This window comes from Leifsonia poae (assembly GCF_050632865.1).
GTDB classification, from domain to species: Bacteria; Actinomycetota; Actinomycetes; order Actinomycetales; family Microbacteriaceae; genus Leifsonia; species Leifsonia poae_B.
This window is the reverse complement of the sequence record NZ_JBODSA010000003.1, coordinates 1,218,330-1,244,322: the sequence shown is the minus strand read 5'-3', so window position 1 is coordinate 1,244,322 and position 25,993 is coordinate 1,218,330. Positions and strand designations below refer to the sequence as shown.

The 25,993-nt window shown below is 69.9% G+C and carries 24 protein-coding genes; 10 read left to right on the top strand and 14 right to left on the bottom strand.

Going from position 1 to position 25,993, the window contains the following annotated elements:
- Positions 1 to 9: 9 nt before the first annotated feature.
- Genes ACRAWB_RS16455 through ACRAWB_RS16445 form a run of 3 tightly spaced genes read left to right on the top strand, consistent with a single transcriptional unit; the run spans position 10 to position 2,320 of the window.
- Positions 10 to 291, top strand: a complete 282-nt coding sequence (locus ACRAWB_RS16455) for a hypothetical protein (protein ID WP_431354305.1) — start codon at positions 10 to 12, stop codon at positions 289 to 291.
- A complete protein-coding gene (locus ACRAWB_RS16450) occupies positions 264 to 1,307 on the top strand; it encodes a hypothetical protein (RefSeq protein ID WP_431354304.1) in 1,044 nt (347 codons plus the stop codon). The genes ACRAWB_RS16455 and ACRAWB_RS16450 overlap by 28 nt, the downstream gene beginning before the upstream one ends.
- Positions 1,304 to 2,320, top strand: a complete 1,017-nt coding sequence (locus ACRAWB_RS16445; protein ID WP_431354303.1) for a glycosyl transferase — start codon at positions 1,304 to 1,306, stop codon at positions 2,318 to 2,320. Before ACRAWB_RS16450 ends, ACRAWB_RS16445 begins: the two co-directional genes overlap by 4 nt.
- 29 nt (positions 2,321 to 2,349) lie before the next feature.
- Here the strand turns inward: ACRAWB_RS16445 and ACRAWB_RS16440 are convergent, their stop codons facing one another.
- Positions 2,350 to 3,294, bottom strand: a complete 945-nt coding sequence (locus ACRAWB_RS16440) for a glycosyltransferase family 2 protein (RefSeq protein ID WP_431354302.1) — start codon at positions 3,292 to 3,294, stop codon at positions 2,350 to 2,352.
- A gap of 1 nt (position 3,295) precedes the next feature.
- Between ACRAWB_RS16440 and ACRAWB_RS16435 the strand changes: the two genes are divergently transcribed.
- On the top strand, positions 3,296 to 4,243 hold the full coding sequence (locus ACRAWB_RS16435) for a glycosyltransferase family 2 protein (protein WP_431354301.1): 948 nt from the start codon (positions 3,296 to 3,298) through the stop codon (positions 4,241 to 4,243).
- On the opposite strand, the gene ACRAWB_RS16430 is transcribed toward ACRAWB_RS16435, so the two are convergent.
- From ACRAWB_RS16430 to ACRAWB_RS16415, 4 genes are all read right to left on the bottom strand, one after another.
- Entirely contained in the window at positions 4,237 to 8,991 is a 4,755-nt protein-coding gene (locus ACRAWB_RS16430) for a PKD domain-containing protein (protein WP_431354300.1), read from the bottom strand. The genes ACRAWB_RS16435 and ACRAWB_RS16430 overlap by 7 nt on opposite strands.
- 147 nt (positions 8,992 to 9,138) lie before the next feature.
- Positions 9,139 to 9,723, bottom strand: coding sequence for a hypothetical protein (locus ACRAWB_RS16425; protein ID WP_431354299.1), 585 nt, complete (start codon positions 9,721 to 9,723; stop codon positions 9,139 to 9,141).
- Between the two features lie 93 nt (positions 9,724 to 9,816).
- Positions 9,817 to 9,990, bottom strand: coding sequence for a hypothetical protein (locus tag ACRAWB_RS16420; protein WP_431354298.1), 174 nt, complete (start codon positions 9,988 to 9,990; stop codon positions 9,817 to 9,819).
- A 14-nt stretch (positions 9,991 to 10,004) separates the two neighbouring features.
- Positions 10,005 to 10,574: a CDP-alcohol phosphatidyltransferase family protein gene (locus ACRAWB_RS16415; RefSeq protein ID WP_431354297.1), complete on the bottom strand. Its 570-nt coding sequence runs from the start codon at positions 10,572 to 10,574 to the stop codon at positions 10,005 to 10,007.
- 213 nt (positions 10,575 to 10,787) lie between these two features.
- Between ACRAWB_RS16415 and ACRAWB_RS16410 the strand changes: the two genes are divergently transcribed.
- Entirely contained in the window at positions 10,788 to 11,210 is a 423-nt protein-coding gene (locus ACRAWB_RS16410) for an adenylyltransferase/cytidyltransferase family protein (protein WP_363805692.1), read from the top strand.
- On the opposite strand, the gene pip is transcribed toward ACRAWB_RS16410, so the two are convergent.
- The 4 genes from pip to ypfJ form a co-directional block, all read right to left on the bottom strand.
- Positions 11,199 to 12,179: a prolyl aminopeptidase gene (gene pip, locus ACRAWB_RS16405; RefSeq protein ID WP_431354296.1), complete on the bottom strand. Its 981-nt coding sequence runs from the start codon at positions 12,177 to 12,179 to the stop codon at positions 11,199 to 11,201. The two genes, ACRAWB_RS16410 and pip, sit on opposite strands and share 12 nt — an antisense overlap.
- Before the next feature lie 26 nt (positions 12,180 to 12,205).
- A complete protein-coding gene (locus tag ACRAWB_RS16400; RefSeq protein WP_431354295.1) occupies positions 12,206 to 12,877 on the bottom strand; it encodes a GOLPH3/VPS74 family protein in 672 nt (223 codons plus the stop codon).
- A gap of 27 nt (positions 12,878 to 12,904) precedes the next feature.
- Positions 12,905 to 13,978 (bottom strand): acyltransferase family protein, encoded by a 1,074-nt coding sequence (locus ACRAWB_RS16395; RefSeq protein ID WP_431354294.1) that lies wholly within the window; start codon positions 13,976 to 13,978, stop codon positions 12,905 to 12,907.
- Between the two features lie 104 nt (positions 13,979 to 14,082).
- Positions 14,083 to 14,970: a KPN_02809 family neutral zinc metallopeptidase gene (gene ypfJ, locus ACRAWB_RS16390; protein ID WP_431354293.1), complete on the bottom strand. Its 888-nt coding sequence runs from the start codon at positions 14,968 to 14,970 to the stop codon at positions 14,083 to 14,085.
- 90 nt (positions 14,971 to 15,060) lie between these two features.
- Between ypfJ and ACRAWB_RS16385 the strand changes: the two genes are divergently transcribed.
- Positions 15,061 to 16,050 carry a malate dehydrogenase gene (locus tag ACRAWB_RS16385; protein ID WP_431354292.1) on the top strand — a complete coding sequence of 330 codons (990 nt, stop codon included), beginning with the start codon at positions 15,061 to 15,063 and terminating at the stop codon, positions 16,048 to 16,050.
- A gap of 68 nt (positions 16,051 to 16,118) precedes the next feature.
- Here ACRAWB_RS16385 and ACRAWB_RS16380 read toward each other — a convergent pair whose 3' ends face one another.
- The 3 genes from ACRAWB_RS16380 to recQ form a co-directional block, all read right to left on the bottom strand.
- Positions 16,119 to 18,215, bottom strand: coding sequence for an acyl-CoA dehydrogenase (locus ACRAWB_RS16380; protein ID WP_431354291.1), 2,097 nt, complete (start codon positions 18,213 to 18,215; stop codon positions 16,119 to 16,121).
- Positions 18,216 to 18,246: 31 nt separating this feature from the next.
- Positions 18,247 to 18,954, bottom strand: coding sequence for a DapH/DapD/GlmU-related protein (locus ACRAWB_RS16375; RefSeq protein WP_431354290.1), 708 nt, complete (start codon positions 18,952 to 18,954; stop codon positions 18,247 to 18,249).
- A 159-nt stretch (positions 18,955 to 19,113) separates the two neighbouring features.
- Positions 19,114 to 21,111 carry a DNA helicase RecQ gene (gene recQ, locus ACRAWB_RS16370; protein ID WP_431354289.1) on the bottom strand — a complete coding sequence of 666 codons (1,998 nt, stop codon included), beginning with the start codon at positions 21,109 to 21,111 and terminating at the stop codon, positions 19,114 to 19,116.
- An 81-nt stretch (positions 21,112 to 21,192) separates the two neighbouring features.
- On the opposite strand from recQ, the gene ACRAWB_RS16365 reads away from it, so the two are divergent.
- Genes ACRAWB_RS16365 through ACRAWB_RS16355 form a run of 3 tightly spaced genes read left to right on the top strand, consistent with a single transcriptional unit; the run spans position 21,193 to position 22,624 of the window.
- Entirely contained in the window at positions 21,193 to 21,756 is a 564-nt protein-coding gene (locus ACRAWB_RS16365; protein WP_431354288.1) for a dihydrofolate reductase family protein, read from the top strand.
- Positions 21,756 to 22,457, top strand: a complete 702-nt coding sequence (locus tag ACRAWB_RS16360) for an EamA family transporter (RefSeq protein ID WP_431354287.1) — start codon at positions 21,756 to 21,758, stop codon at positions 22,455 to 22,457. The genes ACRAWB_RS16365 and ACRAWB_RS16360 overlap by 1 nt, the downstream gene beginning before the upstream one ends.
- 29 nt (positions 22,458 to 22,486) lie before the next feature.
- A complete protein-coding gene (locus tag ACRAWB_RS16355; protein WP_431354286.1) occupies positions 22,487 to 22,624 on the top strand; it encodes an EamA family transporter in 138 nt (45 codons plus the stop codon).
- A 65-nt stretch (positions 22,625 to 22,689) separates the two neighbouring features.
- Here ACRAWB_RS16355 and ACRAWB_RS16350 read toward each other — a convergent pair whose 3' ends face one another.
- Together ACRAWB_RS16350 and ACRAWB_RS16345 are read right to left on the bottom strand one after the other, a co-directional pair.
- Entirely contained in the window at positions 22,690 to 23,157 is a 468-nt protein-coding gene (locus tag ACRAWB_RS16350) for a MarR family winged helix-turn-helix transcriptional regulator (RefSeq protein ID WP_431354285.1), read from the bottom strand.
- A complete protein-coding gene (locus ACRAWB_RS16345) occupies positions 23,141 to 24,883 on the bottom strand; it encodes an MFS transporter (RefSeq protein ID WP_431354284.1) in 1,743 nt (580 codons plus the stop codon). Before ACRAWB_RS16345 ends, ACRAWB_RS16350 begins: the two co-directional genes overlap by 17 nt.
- 102 nt (positions 24,884 to 24,985) lie before the next feature.
- On the opposite strand from ACRAWB_RS16345, the gene ACRAWB_RS16340 reads away from it, so the two are divergent.
- On the top strand, positions 24,986 to 25,987 hold the full coding sequence (locus tag ACRAWB_RS16340) for an alpha/beta hydrolase fold domain-containing protein (protein ID WP_431354283.1): 1,002 nt from the start codon (positions 24,986 to 24,988) through the stop codon (positions 25,985 to 25,987).
- Positions 25,988 to 25,993 lie beyond the last annotated feature (6 nt).

Here is a 25,993-nt window from a genome sequence, read left to right as displayed (position 1 = left end):
GATGCGCAGATGGCCGTGGCCGACCCCTCGCCGCTCCGCCTCACCGCAGGGTCCGGGATCGACCGCGCCTCGCTGAGCACGACGGTGAACGCGCGTCCGACCGCGATGCAGACCATCTCCCGTGTCGTCGCCGCCGTCTCGCTCGTGATCATCGGCGCACGGATCCAGCTCCCGCAGGGCCTCACCGCCGGCTACATCGTCGCCGTGCTGCTGCTGCCCGTGTGGCTCTCCGTCCTCCCCGTTTCCGCGGCGGAGTCCTGCTCATGGTCCTCGGCGGGGCGGCAGCCCTGAACGGCTACCTGCTGACGGCGCTGGCGAACGGAACCGGGCACGTCGGCTACGGACTCGCCCTGCAGAAGACGATCGTCCTCGTCGGCACCATGCTCGTCATCGGCGTCGTGCTGTGGGCACGCACGTTGATGCCGTTGTGGAGCGTCGGCCTGTTCTACGGGATTGGCGTGCTGCTGGGGGTCGACCCGCACGGGCTCCTCGCCGGAGGCAATCCCTGGAAGTTCGCGTTCGCCGTCCCGGTCACCGTCATCGCATTGAGCATCGCGATGGCGCGCAGAAGCCGCGGTCTGGAGCTCGCGACGCTCGTCGTGCTGTCGGCGCTGTCGATGGTCAGCGATGCGCGAAGCGGTCTCGCCGTCCTGGTGCTGACGACCGTGCTCGTCATCTGGCAGATGCGACCGACGTCGCACACCCGGCGCGGATCGACCGTACGCGTGCTCCTCGGATTGCTCCTCCTCTCCGCCGTCGCCTACAACGTCGGCCAGTTGCTCATCGTCGACGGCGCACTCGGCGAGGCCACTCAGCAGCGGACGATCGCGCAGATCAACACCTCCGGATCGCTGATCCTCGGCGGCAGGCCGGAGCTGGCCGCAACGGCATCCCTCATGCAGCACTACCCCTTCGGATTCGGGTCGGGGACGTACGTGGATTCCTCGCAGCTGCTCGTCGCCAAGCAGGGCATGCAGTCCATCAACTACGACCCGAACAACGGTTACGTCGACAACTTCATGTTCGGGACCGGTTTCGAGTTGCATTCGGTCTTCGGTGACCTGTGGGCGAATCACGGCGTGGCCGGTCTGGCGCTGTGGATCGCCCTGCTCTGGTACACGCTGCGCGGTCTCGGGCACAGCGTGGCTGGACGGAGTGCGAGAGCGCTCCCGATCTACTTGGCGATCGCGACCCTGTGGTCCCTTTTCTTCAGCCCGTGGTACGGGTCGGCGACGCTGCTGATCCCCGTCATCGGGATGACCCTTCTGGAACGCGCCCGCGACGACACGAAGGCGGTGTCCTCATGACCAGTAGACGGATCGTCGTCCTGCAGTCGTTCCCCGAACCTCGCGCGACCACCAACCCTTACATCATCATGCTGGCCCGGGCGATCCGGGCGCAGCCGGACGCGGAACTGCTGACGTTCTCGTGGCGCACCGCTCTCCTGGGTCGATACGACGTGTTCCACATCCACTGGCCCGAGATCCTGCTGGAGGGCCGTACGCCCTCCCGCGCGCTTGCCCGGCAGCTGCTCACGGCCCTGCTGCTGCTCAGGCTGAGCCTGCTCCGGACACCGGTGGTGAGGACGGTCCACAACCTGGGGCTGCACGACGGCATCGGCCGGTGGCGGCGATTCCTCCTCCGGGGGTTCGCCCGGCTCACGACCGTACGCATCGTCCTCAACCCGCAGACCCCGCTCCCCGACGGCGCCGAGGCGATCACGATCTTGCACGGACATTACCGGGACTGGTTCGACGGGGTGCCGCGCCGCTCACCGGTACCGGGGAGGCTCGGCTACTTCGGCCTGATCCGTCCGTACAAGAACGTGCGCGGCTTGGTCGACGCGTTCCGCGGGTTGCCCCCGGACGCCTCGCTGCAGGTCGGCGGCCGGCCGTCCAGTCCCGAGCTCGCCGAGGAGATCGCAGCGGTCGCGTCCGGCGACGACCGGATCGCGCTCAGCTTCGGCTTCCTGACCGACGACGAGCTCGTCGCCATCGCGACGTCGGCACAGCTCGTCGTGCTGCCCTACCGCGAGATGCACAACTCCGGAGGGACGCTCGCGGCGCTCTCGCTCGACCGCCCGGTGCTCATCCCGGACAACGACGTGAACGGGGCGCTTGCGGCCGAGGTCGGCGAGGCGTGGGTGCGGCGCTACAGCGGGCCGCTCACCACCGAGACGCTCGAACGGACTCTCGAGGAGCTGCAGGCGGATCCGCCCTGTGGGCAACCGGACCTCTCCGCTCGAGACTGGGTCACCGTCGGCGAGGAGCACGTGGACGCGTACCGCCACGCGCGCCGGCTCCGCGGCCTGCCTGCCTGACAGGGACAGGGCGCCTCACGACGGGTGCCTCAGCGGCGCCGGTACTCCTGGTAGCGGTAGCCCAGGGCACCGGCGATCATGCCGAGTCCCCGCGCGATGGTCCGCGCACCCTGCGCCCGGTGCCGCAGGGATCCCGCGACGATACCGAGGACCACGCGCGCACAGCCGGCGCCGACCCTTGCGGCCCCCGAGGCCAGGAGCTCGGCGATCGCTCGGTATCGGTCGGTCTGCGTCCGCGCGAGCTTCAGCGACGTCAGGGACCAGCTGTTGCCGCTTCGGAACGCGCGGAACATCACCCACCGGCGCGTGACCCTCGTGGCGGGTACGACGTCCACGACCATCGCCTCGGCGCACCAGAGGATCCGACCACCCGCCTGCACGAACGCGCGCGTGAACTGGGTGTCGCTGCCGCCGGTGATCCCGAACTCGAGGTCGAAGCGCATGTCGTTCGCCCGCACGAAGCGGAGGTCGAGCAGCAGGTTGTTGGTCGCGGCCACCTGGACCGGGATGCCCGTCTCGAGCCTGCGCCGGACGAAGAATCCGCCCGCCTCGATCCACGGGTCCGGCTCGACCTCGAAGGTGGAGCGCACCGGCCCGACGACGGCCTCAGCGCCGGTCTGCTGCTTCGTCGTCAGCAGTGCGGCCAGCCAGCCGGGCTCCGGACGCTCGTCGTCGTCGATGAAGATGAGGATGTCGTCGTCGGCCGACTCGCTCAGCGCCCGGTTCCGCGCCGCCGTGATGCCGGGTACGGACTCGACGGCATAGTCGACGGGAACCGACAACTGCGCGGCGACCTCGGAGACCGCCTCGCGCGCGCTCGCCTCCTTGTCGTTGTCGACGACCTGGATGCGCACCGAGAACGGCAAGGCGCTCGCGCTGTCGATCTCGCGTGAGAGCGCGGGAAGCACGGCCCGGATGTCGGCGGGCCTGCGGAAAGTGAGCACAGCGATCACGACGTGGTGCACGATGGTCATCATGACAGGATCAGGCCTCCCGGGCCAATCGGACGACCTCGCGATCGTCGTAGTGAACTACGGTTCCTCGAAGCTGCTGTCCCGGACCCTCGCCGCAGTGACGGAGGACGTGCCGGAAGCGACCTATGTCGTCGTCGACAACTTCTCCACCGACGACGAGCGCACGGCGCTGCGGACGCTGGCACGACCGTTCGGGTGGGACGTGGTGGAGGCCGACGACAACCTCGGGTTCGGCGGCGGGATGAACGCGGGCGTTGCGCGGGCGCGAGAGCTCGGGGCCCGGCGGTTCCTGCTTCTCAACCCGGACGCCACGATCCAACGGCCCAGCGTCCAGAAGCTCGTCGAGCGCTCGATCGCGGAGCCGATGACGCTGCTCTCTCCGGTCGTGCGCCGATCCGACGGATCGACGTGGTCGGTCGGCGCCGACGTGTACCTGCGCGACGGACGCATCCGCTCCGCCGCGCGCCGCGGGACCGTCCCCGGAGAACGGGTGCCGTGGCTGAGCGGCGCCTGCCTGCTCATCACGGATCGACTCTGGGATGCGGTCGGCGGCTTCGCCGACGAGTACTTCCTGTATTGGGAGGACGTGGACCTCTCGCTGCGGATCGCCCACGCCGGCGGTTCGCTCGCTCTCGTCGAGGACGCGAGCGCCGTGCACGACCAGGGCGGGACGCAGGGAACCGACGGTTCCCACGCGGGAGCAGCCAAGTCCGGGACGTACTACTACTACAACATCCGCAATCGCCTGCTGTTCGCGGCGAGGAATCTGCCGCCGGAGACGGTGCGGGCATGGCGCCGCTCGACGATCCCCGTGGCCTGGGAGGTGCTTCTGCAGGGCGGCCGGCGACAGTTCCTCAGCTCGACCGAGGCCATACGCGCCGGATGGCGCGGAGTCCGTGACGGCCTTCGCCTGTCGCGTACTCCGCGCCATCCTGATGCGCACTACTGAGCGGTCTTCGCGCTGAAGTTGTCGAAGCGCACCGTCGTCGTCGCGTCCGTCGCCGACGCCGAGATGTAAGCCACGACACCGACGCTTCCCGCGGCCTGCATGGCGGCCGTCGTGCTCGTCGCCGTCGCCTGCCACGCCGTCGGCTCCGGCTGGGAGGCGTCCCACGCCTTCGCGTTCAGCGTCGTCGAGGTGCCATTGCCCACGGTCGTCATCCGCACGTTGATCACCATTCCCGGAGTCCACGTGAGTCCGGCGACGGTCACCGCCTTGAGCGTCGTACCGCCCTCCAGTATCTGGATCTGCACCACGCCGCCGGCCTTGATGAGCGCCCGGCCGTAGAACGCCGTGCTCCCGACCTGCCGACCGATGAGCCCGACGTACTGGCCGCCGCCGGTTGCCGCCTTGTCGACGGTGATCGACGCCTGCACGTCGGTCGCCGCGGAGGAGACCGAACCGAGGCGCGCGGTGCGCGTCATGCCGACGGGGACCGCGATGGAGCCGACCCCGCTGCCGACGGAGAAGTTCGCCGCCGTCCCGCTCAGGGTCCAGGCGCCTCCGGTGTCCGCGGTGCCCCAGCCGTTCGCCACGGTCCGACCGAAGGCGTCGGCCCCGAGAACGGCAGCGGTACCCGAGGTCACGGTGACCTGCTTGGTCGTCGTGCCCGTCGCCGACTGGTTGTCGGTGACGGTCAGCGTGACCGTGTAGGTGCCTGCGCTCGCGTAGGTGTGCGACGCGGTCGCCCCGCTCGCGGTTCCTCCGTCACCGAAGTTCCACGCGTACGAGCCGATCGTCCCGTCCGGGTCGCTCGAGGTCGAGCCGTCCACACTCAGCACCAGTCCCGCCGAGGACGACGTGAACGCCGCCGTCGGAGGCTGGTTCGCAGCAGTCACGGTGACCTGCTTGGTCGTCGTGCCCGTCGCCGACTGGTTGTCGGTGACGGTCAGCGTGACCGTGTAGGTGCCTGCGCTCGCGTAGGTGTGCGACGCGGTCGCCCCGCTCGCGGTCCCTCCGTCACCGAAGTTCCACGCGTACGAGCCGATCGTCCCGTCCGGGTCGCTCGAGGTCGAGCCGTCCACACTCAGCACCAGTCCGGTCGAGGACGACGTGAACGCCGCCGTCGGAGGCTGGTTGGGCGCGGTGACCGTGACCTGCTTCGTCGAGCTGGTCGTGGCGTTGCTGTTGTCCTTCGTCGTCAGCGTCACGGTGTAGGTGCCACCGGCGGCGTAGGTGTGGTTGGACGTGACACCGGATCCGGTGGCCCCGTCACCCCAGTTCCACGCGTAGTCGACGATCGTGCCGTCCGGATCCGACGACGCGGATGCATCGCTGTTCACCGTGAGACCGCTGGTGGTCGTCGAGAACGACGCGGTCGGCGGCTGGTTCGGGATCGGGGCGACCGTCACCTGCTGGCTTGTGGTCGCCGTGGCGGACGCGTTGTCGGTGACCGTCAACGTGACCGTGTAGGTGCCCGCAGCGCCATAGGTGTGCGACGCCGTGGCTCCGGTACCCGTGGCGCCGTCACCCCAGTTCCACGCGTAGCCGGTGATCGTCCCATCCGGGTCGGTCGACGCGGAGGCGTCGGTCGACGCGACGAGGCCGGAGGACGAGGCCGTGAACGACGCCGTCGGCGGCTGGTTCGCCGGGGTCCCGGAGGAGCCGAGCGCGTAGTGGTTGGAAACCGTGGCGGCCGAGAGCTCCGTCGAGTAGACGGCGAACTCGTCGAGGGTCCCGTTGAAGTACGGGCTGCTCGAACCCCACGTGTTGTCCCCGCCGAGGCGCCAGTAGCCGTTGTAGCCCTGAGCCTGGGTCTGGGGGTTGGTCCCGACCTTCGCTCCGTCCACATACAGCGCCATGCCGTCCGAGGCCTGCGTGGCGACCACGTAGTGCCAGTTGCCGTCGTTCAACGGTGTCGGCGACGTGATCGTGTTGGTCTGGCCCGTCCATACTCCGAAGACCAGGCGTCCATCGTTCTGCATGTAGACGTGGCGGTCGTAGTTGTTGGACAGTCCGCTCGGCTGGTCGCCGAACCCGATCAGCTTGCCGCCGGAGGTCGTGGTGGTCTTGAACCACCCCTCCAACGAGTACGTCGACGGGTTCGACACCTGCTGGTTGCTCACCACGATGCCGGAGCTGCCGTTGAACGACGTCGCCGCGTTGGCCACACCGTTCAGCGCGCCCGTCTGACCGTGGCTGTAGCCGCCCTGGTAGTTGCCGGACTGGCCGTACGGGGACGAGTCGGCCGCAGTCGTACCGGTGTCGGAAAGACGCCAGTACAGGTCGGGGTCGCTCTGGTACACCGCCGCACCGTAGGCGTCCGCGGGCGCCGACGGGGCGTTGAGGGTGTATCCGGCCGCCTGGTACATGCTCGACACCTGGTTACGGGTCAGCACCGTCGGGTAGATCGCCACCTGTGCGATCGAACCGCCGAAGTAGCTGCTCGCCGGCTGGCTGGGCCAGCCGTTCAGGTTGTCGCCGCCCACTCGCCAGTAGCCGTTGTATCCCTGCGCCGAGGTGATGTCGGTCCGGGATGCCACGCGCTTGCCGTCGACGTACAGGGCCATTCCTCCGCTGCCGAGCGACGCGGTGATCTGGTGCCACTGACCGTCGTTCAGAGCCGTCGGGGTGTTCAGCGTCTGCACGCCGCCCGGGTAGACCCCGAAGTAGACCCGGCCGTTGTTCGCCATGTAGACGTGACGATCGTAGCTTCCGGAGTTGCCGGTCGACTGGTTGCCGAAGCCCAGGATCTTGCCGCCACTGGTGGTGGTCGTCTTGATCCAGGCCTGCGCGGTGAACGTGTTCGTCCCGTCCTCGTTGGTGGGCGACGGGAAGAAACCGTCACTCCCGCCGTTGAAGAGCGCAGCCGTCGTGCTGTCCGGGTTGAGCGGTCCGGTGCCGGAGCGGCTGACGCCGGTGTTCAGCGTCGCGTCGTTCCCGTTCGCCCAGTCGTAGGCGTTACTGCCGGAGCTCTCGTTCAGCGGCCAGTAGTACTCGGGGCTGGCGTTCAGCACGCTGGATGCGTACGGCGTCATGGAGCCCGAGGCGGCGATCGTCACCGAGACCGGCGAGCTGTACAGGACGTTGCCGTTCGGATCGGTGACTCTGACGCGATAGCTTTGCGTCGAGCCGGGTGTCTGCCCGGTATCGGTGAAGGTCAGCGATTTCGGCTGCCAGAATGGCGTCGTGACCTGCGTCGTGTAGATCGGGTGCCCGGTGGCCGAGCCGCGGATCACGTCGTAGGTCAGGGTCTTGTTGTCCGGATCCCAGTTCGTCTTCCAGCTGATCCGCGCCGTTCCCTCGGTGAGGGAGATGACGTTCGGGCTGTACGACGCCGTGGGGATCTGCGCGCCGATCTTCAGCGGCGCGATGGACGGCATGGCGAACCGCACGAGGCCCTGTTGCGCCTTGCCCTGGACCCGCGTGAACTCGCCACCGAGGATGAGGTAATTGCCGGCGGACTCATTGCTCCACGGCCCCTGGCTCTGACCGGTGAAGGTGCCGGTGTTGACATCCGGGAACCAGTTCAGCAGGTCGGGCCGCGGGTTGCCGGCGTAGTTGTAGTAGCCGTAGGGGTCAGCCGTGATCGTGCCGCGGACGTCCGTGGTGAAGGCCAGCGCCCGGTGGAACGTCCAGTCGGGGCTGGTCTGCGGGAAGCCGCCGATGTTGCCGCAGTAGTGCGGGTGGCCGACCGCGTATTCGACGCCCTGGAGCACCGTGATGTCATAGGTGTCCCCGTGGCAGTCCTCGACCCAGACAAGATCGCCGTTCGTCCAATCGGCACGGAACGAGCCCTCGAGGTTACCGCCCGAGCCAAACACGTAGCCCGACCCGTAGAGGCCGGAGGCGTCGGCGTGCAGTGCTTCGATGGCCGCCTGGGTTCCGCCGTTGCGGATGAGGTTGTTCACGTTCCAGGGCAGCAGCGTCGCGGTGTCCGGCGTGACGGCGGCGAGGCCGTAGCCGGGGTTCGACGACCCATTGACCGAGGTGAAGTTGCCGCCGAGGACGACCTTTGACCCGTCCGGAGAGATGGCGAGGTGCTGGGCGGTGCCGCCCGCGATCGCCGGAGCCCACGGAAGGAGCGCGCCATTGCTCGCCGAGAAGGCGGCAGCGGAAGTACGCGCCTGGTTCCCGGCGGAGCTGAACGTTCCGACCGCGTAGACCGTCGTGTTCGTCGCGACGATGCCCGCCACGCTCGCGTTGAGGACCGGCGCGAAGGTCGTGATCAGCGCGCCGGTGGCCGTGTTGAAGGCGGCGAGACGGTAGCGGGTCGCGCCCGCGATCGTCGTGAAGCTGCCACCGACGTACAGCCGCGTTCCGTCCGGCGAGACAGCGAGGGCCTTGACCTGGGAGTTCGGGCCCGGGTTAAAGGTGGTGTTCAACGCGCCGGTGGTGAGGTCGAAGGCGAGCATGTTCGACCGCGGAGTCAGGTTGGTGCCGGCCGCGGATCCGGCCGGCCGCGCGTTCGAGAACTGGCCGCCGACGTAGACGGTGTTCCCGACGATCTGCTCCGCCCAGGCGACGCCGTCCATCTGGACGGTGGGCAGCGGGTCTGCGCTGACGGTCGCCGGATCACCGGGAGGAGGGGCCGTGTCGGCCAGCGCGGGCTGGACGGCGACGAGGGAGCCGAGGATCGCTGCAGTCGCAGCGACGATGCCGATGGCGGCGCGTCGAAGCCTGCGGCTCCGTCGTTCTGGAGCCACCATCTCCGGGGGTGTCCCGCCGCCGGCGGGAGGTTCGTGCGATGCAGTCACGGTTTCATCCTGTGTTCGGGTTGAGGAGAATCGTCGGTGGGGTACTGCGGGGGCTTTATCGACAAATTCTCAGTTTTATTGGCGCTGAGCCTAGCTCAGTTATCGGGTTGAGTGAGTAGAGAGGCCCCCGTATTGGGGGCGCAGAGCTCACTTCGGGGCGGCGCCTTGGAAGGCGATGGCGGGCGCGCCCGCCTGATAGTCCACCGTGATGACGACGGACCCACGCTGGTCCTCCGGCACGGTGAAGACATAGGTGGCCGACGCGTTGGAGTGCGCCGGGATGCTCCCGGCGAGCGCCTTCGCGCCCGGCCCGCTCAGCGGCGAGGCGGGCACGTTGCTCGCGCCGTAGTACGTGTTGACGACGATCGACTGGGTCGCGTACGCGGCGTCGCCGCCGTTGGCGAAGTCGAGAGTGAAGCGGATCGCGGGGCCGGCGACCTCGCCGACGCCCGTGGCCTCGCCCTTGACGGACTCGAGCTTCGACATCGTCACCGTGACACCCTTGTCGACGGTCGTCTTGGAGCTGAGGGCGACAGGCTCCCGCTGCGGGAGCGCCGCACCCGCAGCGCCGGGCTCGGACGTCGGCGCGGGCTTGTCGGACGGAGCCGCCGTGGACGGCGCAGACGCCTCCGGGGTCGCCGTCTTCGCATCCGCCGGCGCGGAGGACGACGGCTGGGCCGAGTGCGGGCTGTCAGCGGAGGTCTGCGACGCGGAGCCGGCTGCGACCCCCACCAGACGCCGCCGATGAGCAGGAGGAGCGCTGCGGCGCCGGCGAGCCAGGGCCACCAGGGACGGCGGCGGGCGCCGTCCGGCTCGGGGGTGTTCTCAGCGGACATCTGACTTCCTTCCGAGTTCGCGCATCTGTCGGAACCATCGCGGCAGTGCGATGGCCAGTGCGCCGAGGTTGGCCACGAAGAAGAGGCCGTAGACGATGGTGAAGAGCGCGGGCCAGCCCAGCAGCAGGAAGACCAGGCACAGCACCCCGTAGTCGGTGGGCACCAGCAGCAGGGTCTTCAGCGCCGAGCGCGAGCCGGGCGTCCGGTCGGACGAGCCTCCCGCGCCGCACGCAGCAGGTCGTTGAGGATCATCCCGAAGAATGTCACGTTCGCCACGACGACGTAGAGCACCGGGATGAGCAGCCAGGCGGCCGAGGAGAACCCGAAGAACCGGAACATCGCGACGGCGACGGCGAGGTGCAGCGCCGAGATCTTGGCACTGTCGACCACGTGGTCGAGCCATTCGCCGGCCGGGGACCCACCGCCGCCGAGGCGGGCGACCTGCCCGTCGGCGGAGTCGAAGGCGTAGCCGAGGGCGAGCAGCAGCCAGACGACCAGCCCCACCCACGGGGCGGTCGGCACGAGCGCGATGACGAGGATGCCCGAGAAGGTGAGTGCCGCCGAGATGGCCGTCACCGCGTTCGGCGTGAGCCCCGCGCGGTACGCCCACGCGGCGATGAGGCGTCCGGCGCGGCGGTTCACGTACACGGAGTAGGGAGGAGAGCCGGGGAGCGCGGGCTTCTGGGCTCCGGCGAGGGTGCGCACCACCGAGCGGTACGACTGCGCTGCGCCATCCTGCGTCGTCATCGGTTCACCCCTCCACGGGCCGACGCACGAGCGACTCCGACCCTGGTCAGTCGGATGTGGTCACGGCGGTCGGGCCGTGCTGACAGTCTAATTGAGAAAGTCTCACAATCCCTATCCCCATTTGGGTGACAAGTGGGGATGTGTTCGCGAATGCTGACAAATCTTCACTATTCTGCCAACATAGGTGAGGAAATCTCATAGAGGGGGAAGCCCGTGACCCGACGTGTCGGCTACGCCGCAGGGGCGTTCGATCTGTTCCACATCGGACACCTGAACATCCTCAAGCACGCCAAGAGCCAGTGCGACTACCTCATCGCGGGCGTGGTGTCCGACGAAATGCTCCAGTTGACCAAGGGCATCACGCCGGTCATCCCTCTGGCGGAACGCCTCGAGATCGTGCGCCACATCGCGTACGTCGACGAGGCGGTGCCCGAGACGGTCCCCGACAAGCTGGACATGTGGCGCGAGCTCAAGTTCGACGTCTTCTTCAAAGGCGACGACTGGCGCGGCACCGAGAAGGGGATGCGGCTGGAGCGCGAGTTCGCCGAGGTCGGGGTCGAGGTCGTCTACTTCCCGTACACGATGACCACGTCGTCGACGCAGCTGCGGAAGGCGCTCGCGGCGCTAGCCGGCTGACTCGTCGTCCGACGCAGCTGCGAACCGGTCCGTCGCCTCGATCAGCGCGTCCAGGATGCCCGGCTCGTCGAAGGCGTGCCCCGCGTCGGGGATCATCCGGAGCTCGGCCTCCGGCAGGGCGCGGTGGAGGTCCCAGGCTGTCATCGGCGGCGTGCACACGTCGTAGCGGCCCTGCACGATGACGGTCGGGATGCCGGCCAGGGTGGGGGCATCCCGGATCAGCTGGCCCTCCTCGAACCAGCCGCCGTGCACGAAGAAGTGGTTCTCGATGCGCGCGAAGGCGACCGCGTACGCGTCCTGTGTGAACGCCTCGACCAGCTCGGGGCGGGGCAGCAGCGTGATCGTGGACGACTCCCAGCGCGACCAGGCGATCGCCGCCGGCTGGTGCACGGCCGGGTCGGGATCGGCGAGCAGCCGCTGGTAGGCCCGGATGAGGTGGCCGCGCTCCGCGGGCGGCACCGGCTCGAGGAAGCCCTCCCACAGGTCGGGGAACAGCGCCGCCGCGCCGCCCTCGTAGAACCAGTCCAGCTCCTGCGCCCGCAGGGTGAAGATGCCGCGCAGGACGAGCTCAGTCACCCGCTCGGGATGCGTCTCAGCGTACGCGAGGGCGAGGGTGCTCCCCCAGGACCCGCCGAAAACCTGCCAGCGCTCCACGCCCAGGTGCTCGCGCAGGCGCTCGATGTCCTCGACCAGGTGCCACGTCGTGTTCACCGCGAGGTCGGCCTCGGGCTCGCTCGCATGCGGGAGGCTGCGGCCGCACATCCGCTGGTCGAAAAGCACGATGCGGTAGCGCTCCGGATCGAACAGTCGGCGGTGCGCGGGGGTGGTGGCGCCGCCCGGGCCGCCGTGCAGGAAGACGACCGGCTTGCCCTCCGGGTTGCCGCTCACCTCCCAGTACAGCTGCTGGCCGTCGCCGACGTCCAGCATCCCGCTGTCGTAGGGCTCGATCTCCGGGTACAGGGTCCGCATGGGATGAGGCTATCGGCAGGCCGGCGTCACACCACCGCGCCGCGCTCGATCGACGATCGCAGCGCGCGGCCCGTGACCGGATCGCGCGACAGCAACCACGCCTGCAGGGCGGCGGCGGGCCACTGACCTGCCCGAAGGTCGACACCCGGGTCAGGGAGGAAGCCGGCTGCCTCGCGCACGCAGCCGACGACGTCGAGAAGCGCGATGGTCGCGGCGACGCGCGGAGTGGGCTGGTGATCGATGGCGAGCGACCAGCGCACCGCCTCACGCAGCGCCCGCTCCTCCGTCGTGCTCGACGCGGGATGGACGGGCGCGCCCGCGAGCCCGAGGAACGCCCACGGCCGCCGCTCGTGCAGCACCCCGCGCTCCACGAGCCCCGAGAGCACGGCGTCGGCGAGCGAGCCGCGGCCGAGCCGGTCGACCCACCACTCGTCCGTCTGCGGAGCGGCGGTCGCCGCGATGCGCTCGCGGACGGCCGCCACAGGATCTTCGTCAGTGCTCCCCAGGGACGTCGCGCGCACCCGACCTCGGTCGTCGAGCTCGACCTCCCCGCGGATGGCGAGTTCGGCCAAGGCGCCCGCGCCCAGCACGGCGCTGAAGGTGCGCAGCTCGACCGCGCGGCGCCCGCTGGCGTCGCGGAGCAGGAGGAGGGCCAGGCCTTCGGGGACGTTGAGGGCGTCGGGTGCGGGAACGGTCACGCCCTTAAAGACGTGGCCGCGCGCAATTCATGACGGTGTGACGTGCGCGGGTTCGGATCCGGGCTCGGCGTTCGCCACCGCGACGCTCGTACGCGGTTTCCTCGCACGCCGGAGCCGCATCGCCGGCTTCTCGACGGCGAACCAGGAGGCGATCGCGAGTGCTGCGACGAAGGGGATCGCCAGCGCCGCGAACCAGCCGACCCCGAGACGCCACAGACCCGCGGAGGCGATCACCTGTTGCACGGGGAAGGCGTAGATGTAGGTCCCGTAGGAGACGTCGTTGCGCAGCCGGAGTGCCTTCACCTTCAGCAGCGCGCCGGAGGCGATCAGCACATAGGCGAACGGAATCGCCGCCACGGGGCGGTACTCGGGCAGGAACGCGGCCGCGATGACCAGAGCCGCCGCCACCAGCACCTGCGTCCAGCTTGCGGGAATGCGCGTGGACAGTTGATAGATCAGGGCACCTGCGGCGAACATGATCCCGAACCGCGACCCGTTGACCACGTAGTAGTTGTGCGTGACGTGCAGATCGCTGAGGATCAACGCCACCAGGCATCCGACGAAGATGAGCGGGATGGTGAGCCGCAGGCGCAGCAGCCGGAGGAGCCCGAGGACGAGAACCGCGAGATAGCACATGAACTCCCACCACAGCGTCCACAGGGAGCCGTTCCAGACACCGGGGTAGGGCACGTCGGTGGGGGTGTCGCCGATTCCGTAGTCCTGGATCTTCAACGCAGCATTGTGGATGACGTAGTGGACGGCGTCGGAGGCGTACGTGGCCGGCAGCGCCTGGCCGGCCAGCGCGATCCCGATGGGGGCGATGACGAGGACCGTGACGAGCAGGCACACCCAGAACGCCGGAAGGATCCGGAGGAATCGGGCCTTCAGGTAGGGCCACCAGCGGGGCTGCCGCGTCCAGCTCGAGACGATGAGGAAACCGCTGATGGCGAAGAACCCGTCGACGCCCCCGTCGGAGAGGAGCTGGGTGACCGGCGCGGTGGGTGCCGGGGTTCCGGTGAGCGTGAACGAGTGCCAGAGGATGACGCTCACCGCGAGGGTGAGACGTATCGCGTTGAGGGCGTTCAGCTTCGGATCGAGCACGTCATGAAGCGTCCGCCCGGGTCCGGCAACTCGTTGAGCATTGCTCATGTTGACCGAGCATACTCGCACGCGGACAGGTGCGGTCAATCACCCAATCGGGTGGGTCAGAGCCGAGCCGCGGGCACCGAGAAGGTGTCACAGGCCGCGGCGCCCTGACGGAACCCGGTCGTGAACCAGCGCTGCCGCTGCTCGGCCGAGCCGTGCGTCCACCCCTCCGGGTCGACGCGGCCGGTCGCCGCCTGCTGGATGCGGTCGTCACCGACCGCCGCGGCCGCGCTCAGCGCGTCCTTGATCTGGTCGTCCGTGATCGGCTCGAGGAAGGTGCGGCCCTTCTCGTCCTTCGTCGTCGACGCGGCGCCCGCCCAGCTGCCCGCGAAGCAGTCGGCCTGCAGCTCGGTGCGGACGCTGTCGGAGGTGGGCCCGGTCTCGCGGCTGGTGTGCTGCTCCATGATCCCGGCGATGTTCTGGATGTGGTGCCCCCACTCGTGGGCGACGACGTACATCTCGGCCAGCGGTCCGCCGCTCGATCCGAACTTCGAACGCAGCTCGTCGTAGAAGCCGGTGTCGACGTAGAGGGTCTGGTCGGGCGGGCAGTAGAAGGGGCCGACGGCGCTCGTCGCTCCGCCGCATCCCGTGTTCGTCTGGTCGGTGAACAGGACGAACTGCGGGCTCGAGTAGGTGGCCCCGAGCTGCGGCAGCTCGTCGGCCCAGTAGGTGTCGAGGGACGCGGCAGCGCCCTGCATCCGGCAGTCGATGCTGGCGTTCGCCTCGGCGCCGGTCGTGCAGCTGACGGCCTGGTCGCCGGTGCCGATCTGCTCGGTGCCGCCTCCGGATCCGCCGCCGACGAGCCCCGAGACGTCCACGCCGAAGAGCTGGGCGATGAGGAACACGGCGATGGCACCGAGGCCGACGCCACCGGCGGCGATCCCGGTCGTACGGCCGCGGCGGCGCACCTTGCCGCCGCTGATGTCGGCATTCGGATCGAACGTCATGACGCGCACCATACGCCCGGCACGGCGCGCGGACATGGGGGTTGCGCGGGGCTTGCGCATACGGCAGAGGGCCGGTCTAGGCTCGGCCTCGTGAGCCCATCCACCACGCCCGTGACCGTCACCGTGACCGGCGCAGGCGGTCAGATCGGGTACGCGCTACTGTTCCGCATCGCGTCCGGGCAGCTGCTCGGGCGGGAGACGCCGGTGCGGCTGCGGCTGCTCGAGATCCCCGCGGGGCTAAGGTCGGCGGAGGGCACGGCGCTGGAGCTGGAGGACGGCGCGTTCCCGCTGCTCCACGCGGTCGACGTCACCGACGACGCGCGCGCCGCGTTCGAGGGCGTGAACATCGCCCTCCTCGTCGGTGCTCGGCCACGCGGACCCGGGATGGAGCGCAGCGACCTCCTCGCGGCCAACGGCGCGATCTTCGGGCCGCAGGGCGAGGCGATCAACGCGGGCGCGGCATCCGACGTGCGGGTGCTCGTCGTGGGGAACCCCGCCAACACGAACGCGCTCATCGCGAGCGCGCACGCGCCCGACGTGCCGGCGGAGCGCTTCACCGCGATGACCCGGCTGGACCACAACCGGGCCGTGGCGCAGCTGGCGCGCCACCTCCACGTGCCCGTGCGGTCGGTCGAGGGCGTGATCGTGTGGGGCAACCACTCGGCGAGCCAGTACCCGGATCTGACCCACGCGACCGTCGACGGGCGCCCGGCGACCGAGCTCGTGGACGAGGACTGGCTGGTGAAGGAGTACATCCCGCGGGTGGCGAAGCGCGGCGCCGAGATCATCGAGGTGCGCGGGTCGTCGTCGGCGGCGTCCGCGGCGAGCGCCGCGATCGACCACGTGCACGACTGGGTGAACGGCACCGGCGACCGGTGGACGAGCGCGGGCGTCGTGTCCGACGGCTCCTACGGCGTGCCGGAGGGGGTGGTGTCGTCGTTCCCTGTGCGGTCGGAGGGCGGCGCGTGGCGGATCGTCCAGGGCCTCGACATCGACGCCTTCTCGCGCGAGCGCATCGACGCGTCCGTCGCCGAGCTCGTCGCCGAGCGCGACGCGGTGCGCGCCCTCGGCCTCCTCTAACGATCCATGGGACGCAACACGCCGTTATCCCGCGCGGATAACGGCGTGTTGCGTCCCATAGACGCGGGTCAGCGCTTCTTCTGGGACTTCTCGGGGGTGGGGAGCGTGCCGGCGGCGCGGCGCTCGGCGTAGTACGCGCGGGCCTCGGCCTGGCGCTCGGCCTCGGCGCCCGACGCGATCTTCGCGCGGACAAGCTCCGGGCCGTACCCGAACGCGTCGACGAGGTCGACGGCGTGCGGGCGGATGCGCGTGAGCAGCCGGTCGATGTAGGCGCTCACGGCCTGCGCGCGCTGCGGCGAGAGGCGGCCGTTCATCAGGTACCAGGCGAGGTGCTTCTCGATCAGCCCGAAGCCGAACAGGTCGCGCAGCCAGGTCAGCACCTGCTTGGTGCCGGCGTCGGGCGCCTGCTCCAGCGCGTCCGTGAACGCCTCCCACTGCAGCAGCTCGCCGTGGGCGCGGGCGGCCTCGATGAGGTCGTTCTGCTGCGAGTTGAACATGTCGGCCGCGGCCTTCTTGCCCAGCTTGGACGCGGGACGCAGCTTGGCGGCGATCTGCGCGATCATCGTCTCGACACGGGCCGTCAGCAGCTCGCGCTGCGTCGTCGGCTCCTGCAGCCAGTTGACCGAGCGGGCGGTCGAGCCGAAGTCGCGGACCGTCTGCGCGACGCTCCGGAGCCCCGACCCGTGGTACGCCTTGCCGGCCGCCTGCGTGACGACGTAGCGGGCGAGCGCGCCCGCGTCCGCCTTCGCGAACTTGCGGCTGTAGTCCGTCAGCAGGCGCTTCGCGACGAGCTGCAGCAGGACGTTGTTGTCGCCCTCGAACGTGACCCAGATGTCCAGGTCCTGTCGGAGCGACGTGATGCGGTTCTCGGTGAGGAAGCCCGAGCCTCCGCAGGCCTCACGTGCCTCCTGCAGCGTGTCGAGCGCGTGCCAGGTGCTGAGCGGCTTGAGCGCCGCCGCGATGGTCTCGAGGTCCTGGCGGTCGGTGTCGGAGTCGGCCTTGCCGCTGAACACGTCGTCGAACTTGTGCAGGAACACCTCGTGCGCGAAGCTCGCGGCGTACGTCGTCGCAAGACGCGGGAGCAGGCGGCGCTGGTGGCGCTGGTAGTCGAGGATGACCTCCTCGTCGGTGTCGCTGCCCGCGGTGAACTGCCGGCGCTGGTCGGCGTAGGTGATCGCGATCTTCAGCCCGATCTTGGACGCGATGACCGCCGAGCCGTCGAGCGAGACGCGGCCCTGGACGAGGGTGCCGAGCATCGTGAAGAACCGGCGGCCGGGGCTCGCGATCGGCGAGGTGTACGTGCCGTCCTCGGCGACATCCCCGTAGCGGTTGAGCAGGTCGGTGCGCGGGATGCGGACGCCCGTGAAGTGCAGCCGGCCGTTGTCGATGCCGTTGAGGCCGCCCTTCTGGCCGTCGTCCTCGCCGCCGATGCCGGGCAGGAAGTCGCCGTTCGCATCCCGGATCGGGACGTAGAAGGCGTGGACGCCGTGGTTGACGCCCTTCGTGATGAGCTGGGCGAAGACGACCGCTGCCGTGGCGTCGACCGCCGCGTTGCCGAGGTAGTCCTTCCACGCACCCCGGAACGGGGTGTCGATGACGAACTCCTGCGTCTCCGGGTCGTAGGTGGCGGTGGTCGCCACGCTGGCCACGTCCGAGCCGTGGCCGGTCTCGGTCATGGCGAAGGCGCCGGGGACATCCAGCGACATGATCGCCGGGAGGTACTTCTGGTGGTGGTGCTCGGTGCCCAAGTGCATCACGGCCGAGCCGAAGAGGCCCCACTGGACGCCGGACTTGATCTGCACCGACGGGTCGGCCGCGACCAGCTCCTCGAAGGCGGCGATGTTGCCGCCGTTGTCCTCCTGGCCGCCCACCGACTTCGGGAAGGCGCGGTGCACCTGCCCGTTCTCGACGAGGAGCTTCAGCTGCTCGAAGACGCGCTTACGGTGGTCGGCGACCGACAGCCCCTCCTGCTTCTGCATCTCGGGGCGCGACGAGAGCGCACGCGAGGCGAGGCGGGCCTCCGCCCAGTCGCCCAGCAGCTGGCGGCCCAGCGCCTCGACATCGACGCGTGGTGCGGCGCCCGTGGTGCGTGGGGGCTCGGGGACGGCGGGCGTCGGGGATGCAGCGGGGGTCGCGCTCGGGACGCGTTCGGCAGTGTCGACCATGACCTCTCCTAACGGAAATCGCGGGATATCGTCACGCTACGACGCCGGTCGCGCGAGCGGAAACCGTCGGTACCCCGCCTACAAAACCGCATCGGGACGCCCACCCCACCCTTTGTGGGAACCGTCCAAACGCCGACCTCCGCTCCGTGACACCACGCACAACCCGCCTCGGCCGTCGAGCACAGCAAAAACGTCGCCCCAGAGGGTCTGGGACGACGTTTTTCCTGTGCTCGGGGGCTGGGCCGCGGGGCGGCCGGTCAGGCGGCGCGGCGCGGGGCGCGGGGAGTGCGCAGGTCGCGCTGCTGCGGGCGGGGGCTCGGAGCGGCGTGGTGAGCGCGGCACGGGCGGCCGCGGCTCCCTTGAGCTCGATCACGGTCCCTGATGCGACCTGAGCGTCGCGCTCGACGCGCGCGCCGTTGCCGATCATCGCGTTCTCGCCGAGCTTCGCGCCGCTGCCGATCTTGACGCCGGAGCCGACGATGCAGCCCGCGCCGATGTGGACGTTCGCGCCCACAAAGGTGCGGTCGCCCACGGTGGCGCCCTTGTCGATCCAGCTGCCGGCGCCGACGTACGCGTCCATCCCGACACGGGCGTCAGCCTCGATGTAGGCGGTCGGCTCGATGTACGCCGACTCGGCCACCCGCGCCGTCGGGGCGACGAGGCCCCGGCCGTTCGCGTGACGCTTGTACTTGATGACGGCCCCGGTCTCGTCCTCGAGCTCTTCGATCATTCGTGCCATGTAGCTTGAGTCCTCCATTCGAGCTCGCTAAGTAATCGCTCAATGACATAACACCACCCCGGGGGAAGTAATTCCCTGGTCGTGCGGTGGAACGACGGACGGTACGCCCTCACGGAGACGCCGCAAGGGGTTCCCCCGGGGAGGATGCGGTCGGAGGACCTACGCGGAAGCCGACGCGACGACCGAGAGCAGCGCCTCGCCGTAGGCCTCGCGCTTCTTGGCGCCGATGCCGGAGATGCCGTCGAGGTCGGCCAGCGACCCCGGCCGCGCGGCCGCGACGGCCCGCAGGGTGGCGTCGCCGAACACGATGTACGCCGGGACGCCCTGCTCGCGCGCCTGCCCGGCGCGCCAGCTCCGCAGCGCCTCGAACAGCGGTTCGTCGTGCGGAGCGAGCTCGGCGGACGCCGACCCCGCGCTGCGCGAGGAGCGGGACGCCCGCTCGGGGCGCTCGGGCTCGGTGCGGAGCACCACCTGCCGGTCGCCCGACAGCACTTCGGCGCTCGCGGGCGTAATGGTCAGCACGCCGTATTCGCCCTCGGGCTTCAGCAGTTCCTGGGCGATGAGCTGACGCGCGACGCCGCGCCACTGACTCTCGCTGAGGTCGTCGCCGATGCCCCAGGTGGCCAGCTGGTCGTGCCCGTACTGCTCGACGCGCGAGGTGCGCTTGCCGCGCAGGATGTCGATCAGGTGGCTCGCGCCGAACCGCTGGTTGCGCTCGCGCTTGAGGCGTACGACGGTCGACAGCAGCTTCTGGGCGGGAACCGTGCCGTCCCAGCTGTCGGGCGGCGTGAGGCAGGTGTCGCAGTTGCCGCACGGGCCGGATTCCTGGCCGAAGTACGCGAGCAGGTTCACCCGTCGGCACTGCACCGTCTCGCAGAGCGCGAGCATCGCATCCAGGTGCTGCGTCATGCGACGGCGGTGCGCGAGGTCGCCCGGGGAGTCGTCGATCATGCGCCGCTGCTGCACGACGTCTTGCAGTCCGTAGGCCAGCCAGGCGGTGGACGGGAGGCCGTCCCGGCCAGCTCGGCCGGTCTCCTGGTAATAGCCCTCGACGGACTTCGGGAGATCGATGTGGGCGACGAAGCGCACGTCGGGCTTGTCGATGCCCATGCCGAAGGCGATGGTCGCGACCACGATCACGCCCTCTTCGCGCAGGAACCGCGCCTGCGTCCGTGCGCGCTGCGACGCCTCGAGACCTGCGTGATACGGAAGCGCCGTCAACCCACGGGACGACAGGAACTCGGCCGTCCTCTCGACCGACGCCCGCGACAGCGCGTAGACGATGCCCGCATCGCCAGGGTGCTCGCTCGTGATGAAGTCGAGCAGCTGCTTGCGCGGCTCGGCCTTGGGGACGATCCGGTACTGGATGTTCGGCCGGTCGAAGTCGGAGACGTAGTGCTCCGCGCCCTCCAGCTTCAGCCGAGAGGTCAGCTCGCGATGGGTCGCCTCGGTCGCCGTCGCCGTGAGGGCGATGCGCGGCACGTCGGGCCAGCGGTCGGCGAGCTCGGAGAGCGCGAGGTAGTCGGGCCGGAAGTCGTGCCCCCACTGCGAGACACAGTGCGCTTCGTCGATGGCGAAGAGGGCGATGCGCCCACGCTCGAGGAAGCGCTTGGTCGCCTCGGAGGACAGCCGCTCCGGCGCCACGTAGAGGATGTCGAGCTCGCCGGCGAGATACGCGCGCTCGACCGCCGACCGCGCCGCCGCATCCTGGGTCGAGTTGAGGAACGCCGCGCGCACGCCGACGGCCGTGAGCGCATCCACCTGGTCTTGCATGAGGGCGATCAGCGGGGACACGACGACGCCGGTGCCTTCGCGCAGCAGCGACGGGATCTGGTAGCAGAGGCTCTTGCCGCCGCCGGTGGGCATGAGCACGACCGCGTCGCCGCCGCCGGCGACCCTCTCGATGATCGCCTGCTGCTGCCCGCGGAACTCGTCGTACCCGAACACCGTGCGCAGAGCGTCCTGAGCGGTCGCGAAGCGCGCGGGTGTGGCCCGCACCTCCGCCGGCCGCACCGCCGCCCGCACAACCGTCGGCGTGCCCGGCTCCACGACATCCCACACCGCCCCGGCGTACGGGTCGTCGAACGCCGGAGGCGCTTCCTCGTCGAGAGGAGGCGCGTCCCTGTCGTCGGGGACCCAGCCGGAGGTGAAGCTCATACCTTCGATCGTAACGGCGGCCGCCGACGGCTTCCCGAGCGGCGGCAGATCTGTGGACAACTTCGCGGTACCATCGCCCACATGCGCCGGCTCATCGTGACCGAGTTCATGACCCTCGACGGCGTCGTCGAGGCGCCCGGTGGCGAGCCCACGCACCCACACTCCGGCTGGACCATCCCCTTCGGCACCGACGACCTGTACGCCTTCAAGCTGCGCGAGGTGCTGGAGGCGGAATCCCTGCTGCTCGGACGCCGCACCTACCAGCAGTTCGCCGACGCCTGGCCGTCGCGCGACGGCGAGTTCGCGGACAAGATGAACGCCATGCCGAAGTCGGTCGCCACCTCGCGCCCCACCGAGCTCACGTGGAACGCGACCTCGCTCGAGGCTCCGGTCCGCGCGTCCGTGCAGACGCTGAAGGACAGCGACGGCGGCCCGATCCTCGTCGCGGGCAGCGCCTCCCTCGTCCGCTCGCTTCTGGTGTGGGGGCTGGTCGACGAGCTGCGGCTGCTCACCTATCCTGTGATGGTCGGCGGCGGTATCCGGCTCTTCCCGGACGACCACGAGAAGTGGACGTTCGAGCTGACCGAGCTCATCCGATTCGACTCCGGCGCGGTGCTGCACGCCTACCGTCTGGCCGGGAGCTGATGCCGGCCGCAGTCCTCGGGCTGCTGAGCGCACTGGTCTACGGTTCCGCCGATTTCCTCGGCGGGGTGGCCGCGCGGCGCATCGGCCCGGTCCGGACCACCGCAGTCGGAGCCGTCAGCGGCCTCGTCCTGCTCGTGCTGTCGCTGCCCATCGCGGGAGGCGTGTGGTCACCCGCCGCGCTCGGCTGGGGCGCGCTCTCGGGTCTCGTCGGGTCGGCCGCCGTCGGGCTGCTGTACGCGTGCCTCGCGATCGGGCCGATGAGCATCCTGTCGCCGCTGACGGCGCTCGTGTCTGCGCTGGTGCCGATGGCCTGGGGGCTCGTCGGCGGCGACCGGTTCGGTCTGGTCGGCTCGCTGGCCCTCGGGCTCGCGCTCGTCGCGGTGGTGCTCGTCGGGTTCGTGCCGGAGAAGGGCGCGGTGCGGCCGAGCGCGCGTGCCCTCGGGATGGCCGTGGCGGCGGGCGCGTTGATCGGCGTGTTCCTCATCCTGCTCGATCAGACGCCGGACGACTCCGGTGTCGTACCGCTGATCGCCAACCGCGCGGTCAACGGCGCGGTCATGTGGACGGTCGTCGGGCTGCTCGTGCTCCGCCGGCGCCGGGCGCCTCAGGACGAGGATGCGCTCCCCGCCTGCAGCCGCGCGGCCTCGGCATCGCGGTCGGCGCCGGGGCGCTCGATGCGTCCGCCAACCTGCTCATCCTGATCGGCCTGCGGCTCGGCGACCTCACGACCATGTCGGTGCTGGTCGCGCTCTACCCCGCCGGCACGATCCTGCTTGCCGCCATCGTGCTGCGCGAGCGCGTCGCGCCGGTGCAGTGGGTCGGCCTCGTGCTGGCCGTCACCGCCGCCGCCCTCCTTGCGCTCGACTGACCGCGCTCCGTCTGGTTGACGCAACACGCCGTCGCGAGGACCTGCATTGCGGCGTGTCGCGTCAATCAGGAGGCGGGCGGCTGCACCTGCGCGGCCTGCTCCAGGGCGGGGAGGGCCGTGCGGATGGCGTCGCGCTGGGCCGGGGTCAGCTCGTCGAGGACCGCGGCGACGGCACGCGCGCGGTCGGACCGCGCCTCGAGCAGCAGCGCCGTGCCGGCCTCCGTCCCGGAGACGAACAGGGACCGGCGGTCCTGCGGGTCGGGCGTGCGCTCGACGAGACCGCGCGCCTCCAGTTCGGCGACGATCCGCGTGATGGTGGGAGCAGCGGCCAGCTCGATGGACGCGAGCTCGCTCGGGCGCAGCGGCCCGCTCCGGACGATGGTCGACAGGGCGGAGAGCTGCCCGTGGCTGAGCCCTCCGGTGGAGGAGCGAATGCGGCGGTTCAGGCGCCCGACGGCCAGGGCCAGGCGGCCGGGGACATCGTCGTCACGTCCGGCCGCCGGCCGCTCGTCAGCTTCATGCGCGGTGGGCACCGACTTCCTCGCCTTCCTCGGTGGCCGACCGCTCGGGTGCGACGGCCTCCTCATGAACATACTTGCCTCCGCCGAGGAACGACGCGACGGCTCCGATGATGCTCATGACGGCGGCGGCGAGGAAGACGACGACCAGCCCGTCGTGGAACGGACCGGAGATGAGCTGCGGGAAGAACTCCTTGCCGGTCAGCGTGGCCCCGTCGACGTGGGGAGCGGTCAGGATCCCGGTCGGTCCCAGCAGGCTCTGGATGGGGTTGTAGCCCAGGAACGCGGCGAAGAGCGACCCGACCGGCGGGGTGTTCCCGACCTGCGCGGCGATGTTCGCCGGGACGCCGTGCGAGGTGAGCCCGTTGGTCAGCGCCGACGGGAGCGCCACCGAGAGGCCCGCGATCATCAGCGAGAAGAAGATGCCGATCGAGAGCGAGCTTCCGGCATTGAGGGCGACTCCGGCCATCCCGGATGCGGCACCGCGCTCGTTCGCCGGCACGCTGTTCATAATCGCGGTGCGGTTCGGCGACGAGAACAGACCGGAGCCGATGCCGTTGAGGCCGGTGAGGACGGCGAACTGCCAGTACTCGAAGTTCACCGGGATGAGCAGCAGCCCGATGAAGGTCGCGGCGACGATCAGCAGGCCGACGGTCGCGAAGGCGCGCGACCCGAATCGGTCGGAGAGCGCCCCCGAGATCGGACCGGCGATCAGGAAGCCGATCGTGATCGGCAGCATGTAGATACCGGCCCAGAGCGGCGTGGATTCGTAGCTGTAGCCGTGCAGCGGCAGCCAGATCCCCTGCAGCCAGATGATCAGCATGAACTGCAGGCCGCCACGGCCGATGGCGGCGAGGAAGCCGGCGAAGATGCCGGACGAGAATGCGCGGATGCGGAACAGCCGCATGTCGAACATCGGCGCGGGCACCTTGAGTTCGACGAACACGAAGAGCCCGAGCAGCACGATCCCGCCGATGATCGCCCCGAGCACCCACGGGTTGCCCCAGCCCTGGCTGGAGTCGCCGTAGGGCTGGATGCCGTACGTGATGCCGGTCAGCAGCGCGATCAGGCCGATGCCGAACGTGGCGTTGCCGAGCCAGTCGATGCGTCCCGGGTTCTTCTGGCCGACCTCGTGCAGCGACTTGATGGACCAGATGGTGCCGACCACGCCGAACGGCACCGACACGAAGAACACCGCGCGCCAGTCGATCTCGGCCAGGACGCCGCCGAGGATGAGGCCGATGAAGCTTCCGGCGATCGCCGCGACCTGGTTGAGGCCGAGCGCGAACCCGCGCTTGTTGGCCGGGAAGGCGTCGGTGAGGATGGCGGTCGAGTTGGCGAACAGCATGGCGCCGCCGATGCCCTGCACGAACCGCCAGACGATCAGCCAGAGGGCGCCTGGGCCCGCGGTGAACGGGTCCAGGCAGAGCGCGATGGCGGCCAGCGTGAAGATGACGAAGCCGAGGTTGTAGATGCGCACACGGCCGAACTGGTCGCCCATCCGCCCGAACATGACGACGAGCACGGCGGTGACGAGCATGTAGCCCATCAGCATCCAGAGCAGGTAGGACACGTTTCCCGGCTCGAGCGGGTTGAGCTTGACGCCGGTGAAGATCGCAGGCAGCGAGATGATGACGATCGACGAGTTGATCGTCGCCATAAGCATGCCGAGGGTGGTGTTCGAGAGCGCCACCCAGCGGTAGTGCGGGTGGTCTTTGGTGAAGATGCCGGAGCGGGCCACAGAATTCCTTGCAGACGCGGTTGTTTATATGCGTCAACTATATAACTCTGCAGCCACCGGCGGACCGGGCCGGAGGAGAATCGGGCCCGGAAAGATCCGGCGATGGTGCTCCGATGCCTCGCCGCGGCGGTCGCGGCGGCTCTACTGCTGGCGGGATGCGTCCCGACCGGCCAGGAGGAGTCGTCTGCATCGCCGAGCGTGGAGACGCAGTTCGCGATCCCCTACACGCACGATCCGGCCGATGTGACAGCCCACACGCTGGACTTCTACCCGCCGACGCCCGCCACCTCCGAATCGGCCCCGCTCATCGTCTGGACGGGCGGCAACGGCTGGCTCGAGGACACGGGAGGCGGCACGGGATCCGGCGTCGCGGCCCTCTTCGGACCCCACGGCTACGCGGTCGCCGGCGTGAACATCCGCAGCAGCGCGGAGGCCACGTTCCCCGGTCAGGTCGAGGACCTGCGGGCGGCCATCCACTTCCTCCGCAGGAACGCCGACCGCTACCGCATCGACCCCGACCGCATCGGCGTCGCGGGCGACTCGTCCGGCGGGTGGACGGCGCTCATGGTGGCTTTGACGACGCCGCAGGGCGACAGCACGCCCGAGCCGGTGGGCGCCGCGCTCGCGATGTACGCGCCCGTCGACTTCCTCGCCATGGACCGCGACCTGCCCGCGAACTGCCGACCCGACCGGCCCAGAGACCGGGTCAGCTGGTGCCAGCAGGATGCGTCCTCCTCGACGTCGCGGATGCTGGGATGCGCCCTGCCGGTGTGCCCGCCCGCGCTGCTGGAGTCAGCCACGCCGAGCCGCTTCGTCGACGCGGACGATCCTCCCGTGATGCTCGTGCACGGCACGCTCGACGAGCTGGTCCCGTGGCAACAGAGCACTGCACTGTTCGACGCGATCACGGCGGCGGAGGGACGCGCGGAGCTGATCCTGGTGCCGCGCGGGAGTCATGGGCAGGCGGCGCAGTGGGCGGCCGGCGGACCGCTCGTCGCCGGGGCGACCCTCACGACCACCGACGGCGGCACCGTGACCGGGCCGGCGCCCGTGACGTTCGACGGGGACGTGCTGGTCGACTTCTTCGACCGCACGCTGGGGTGAGCTCGG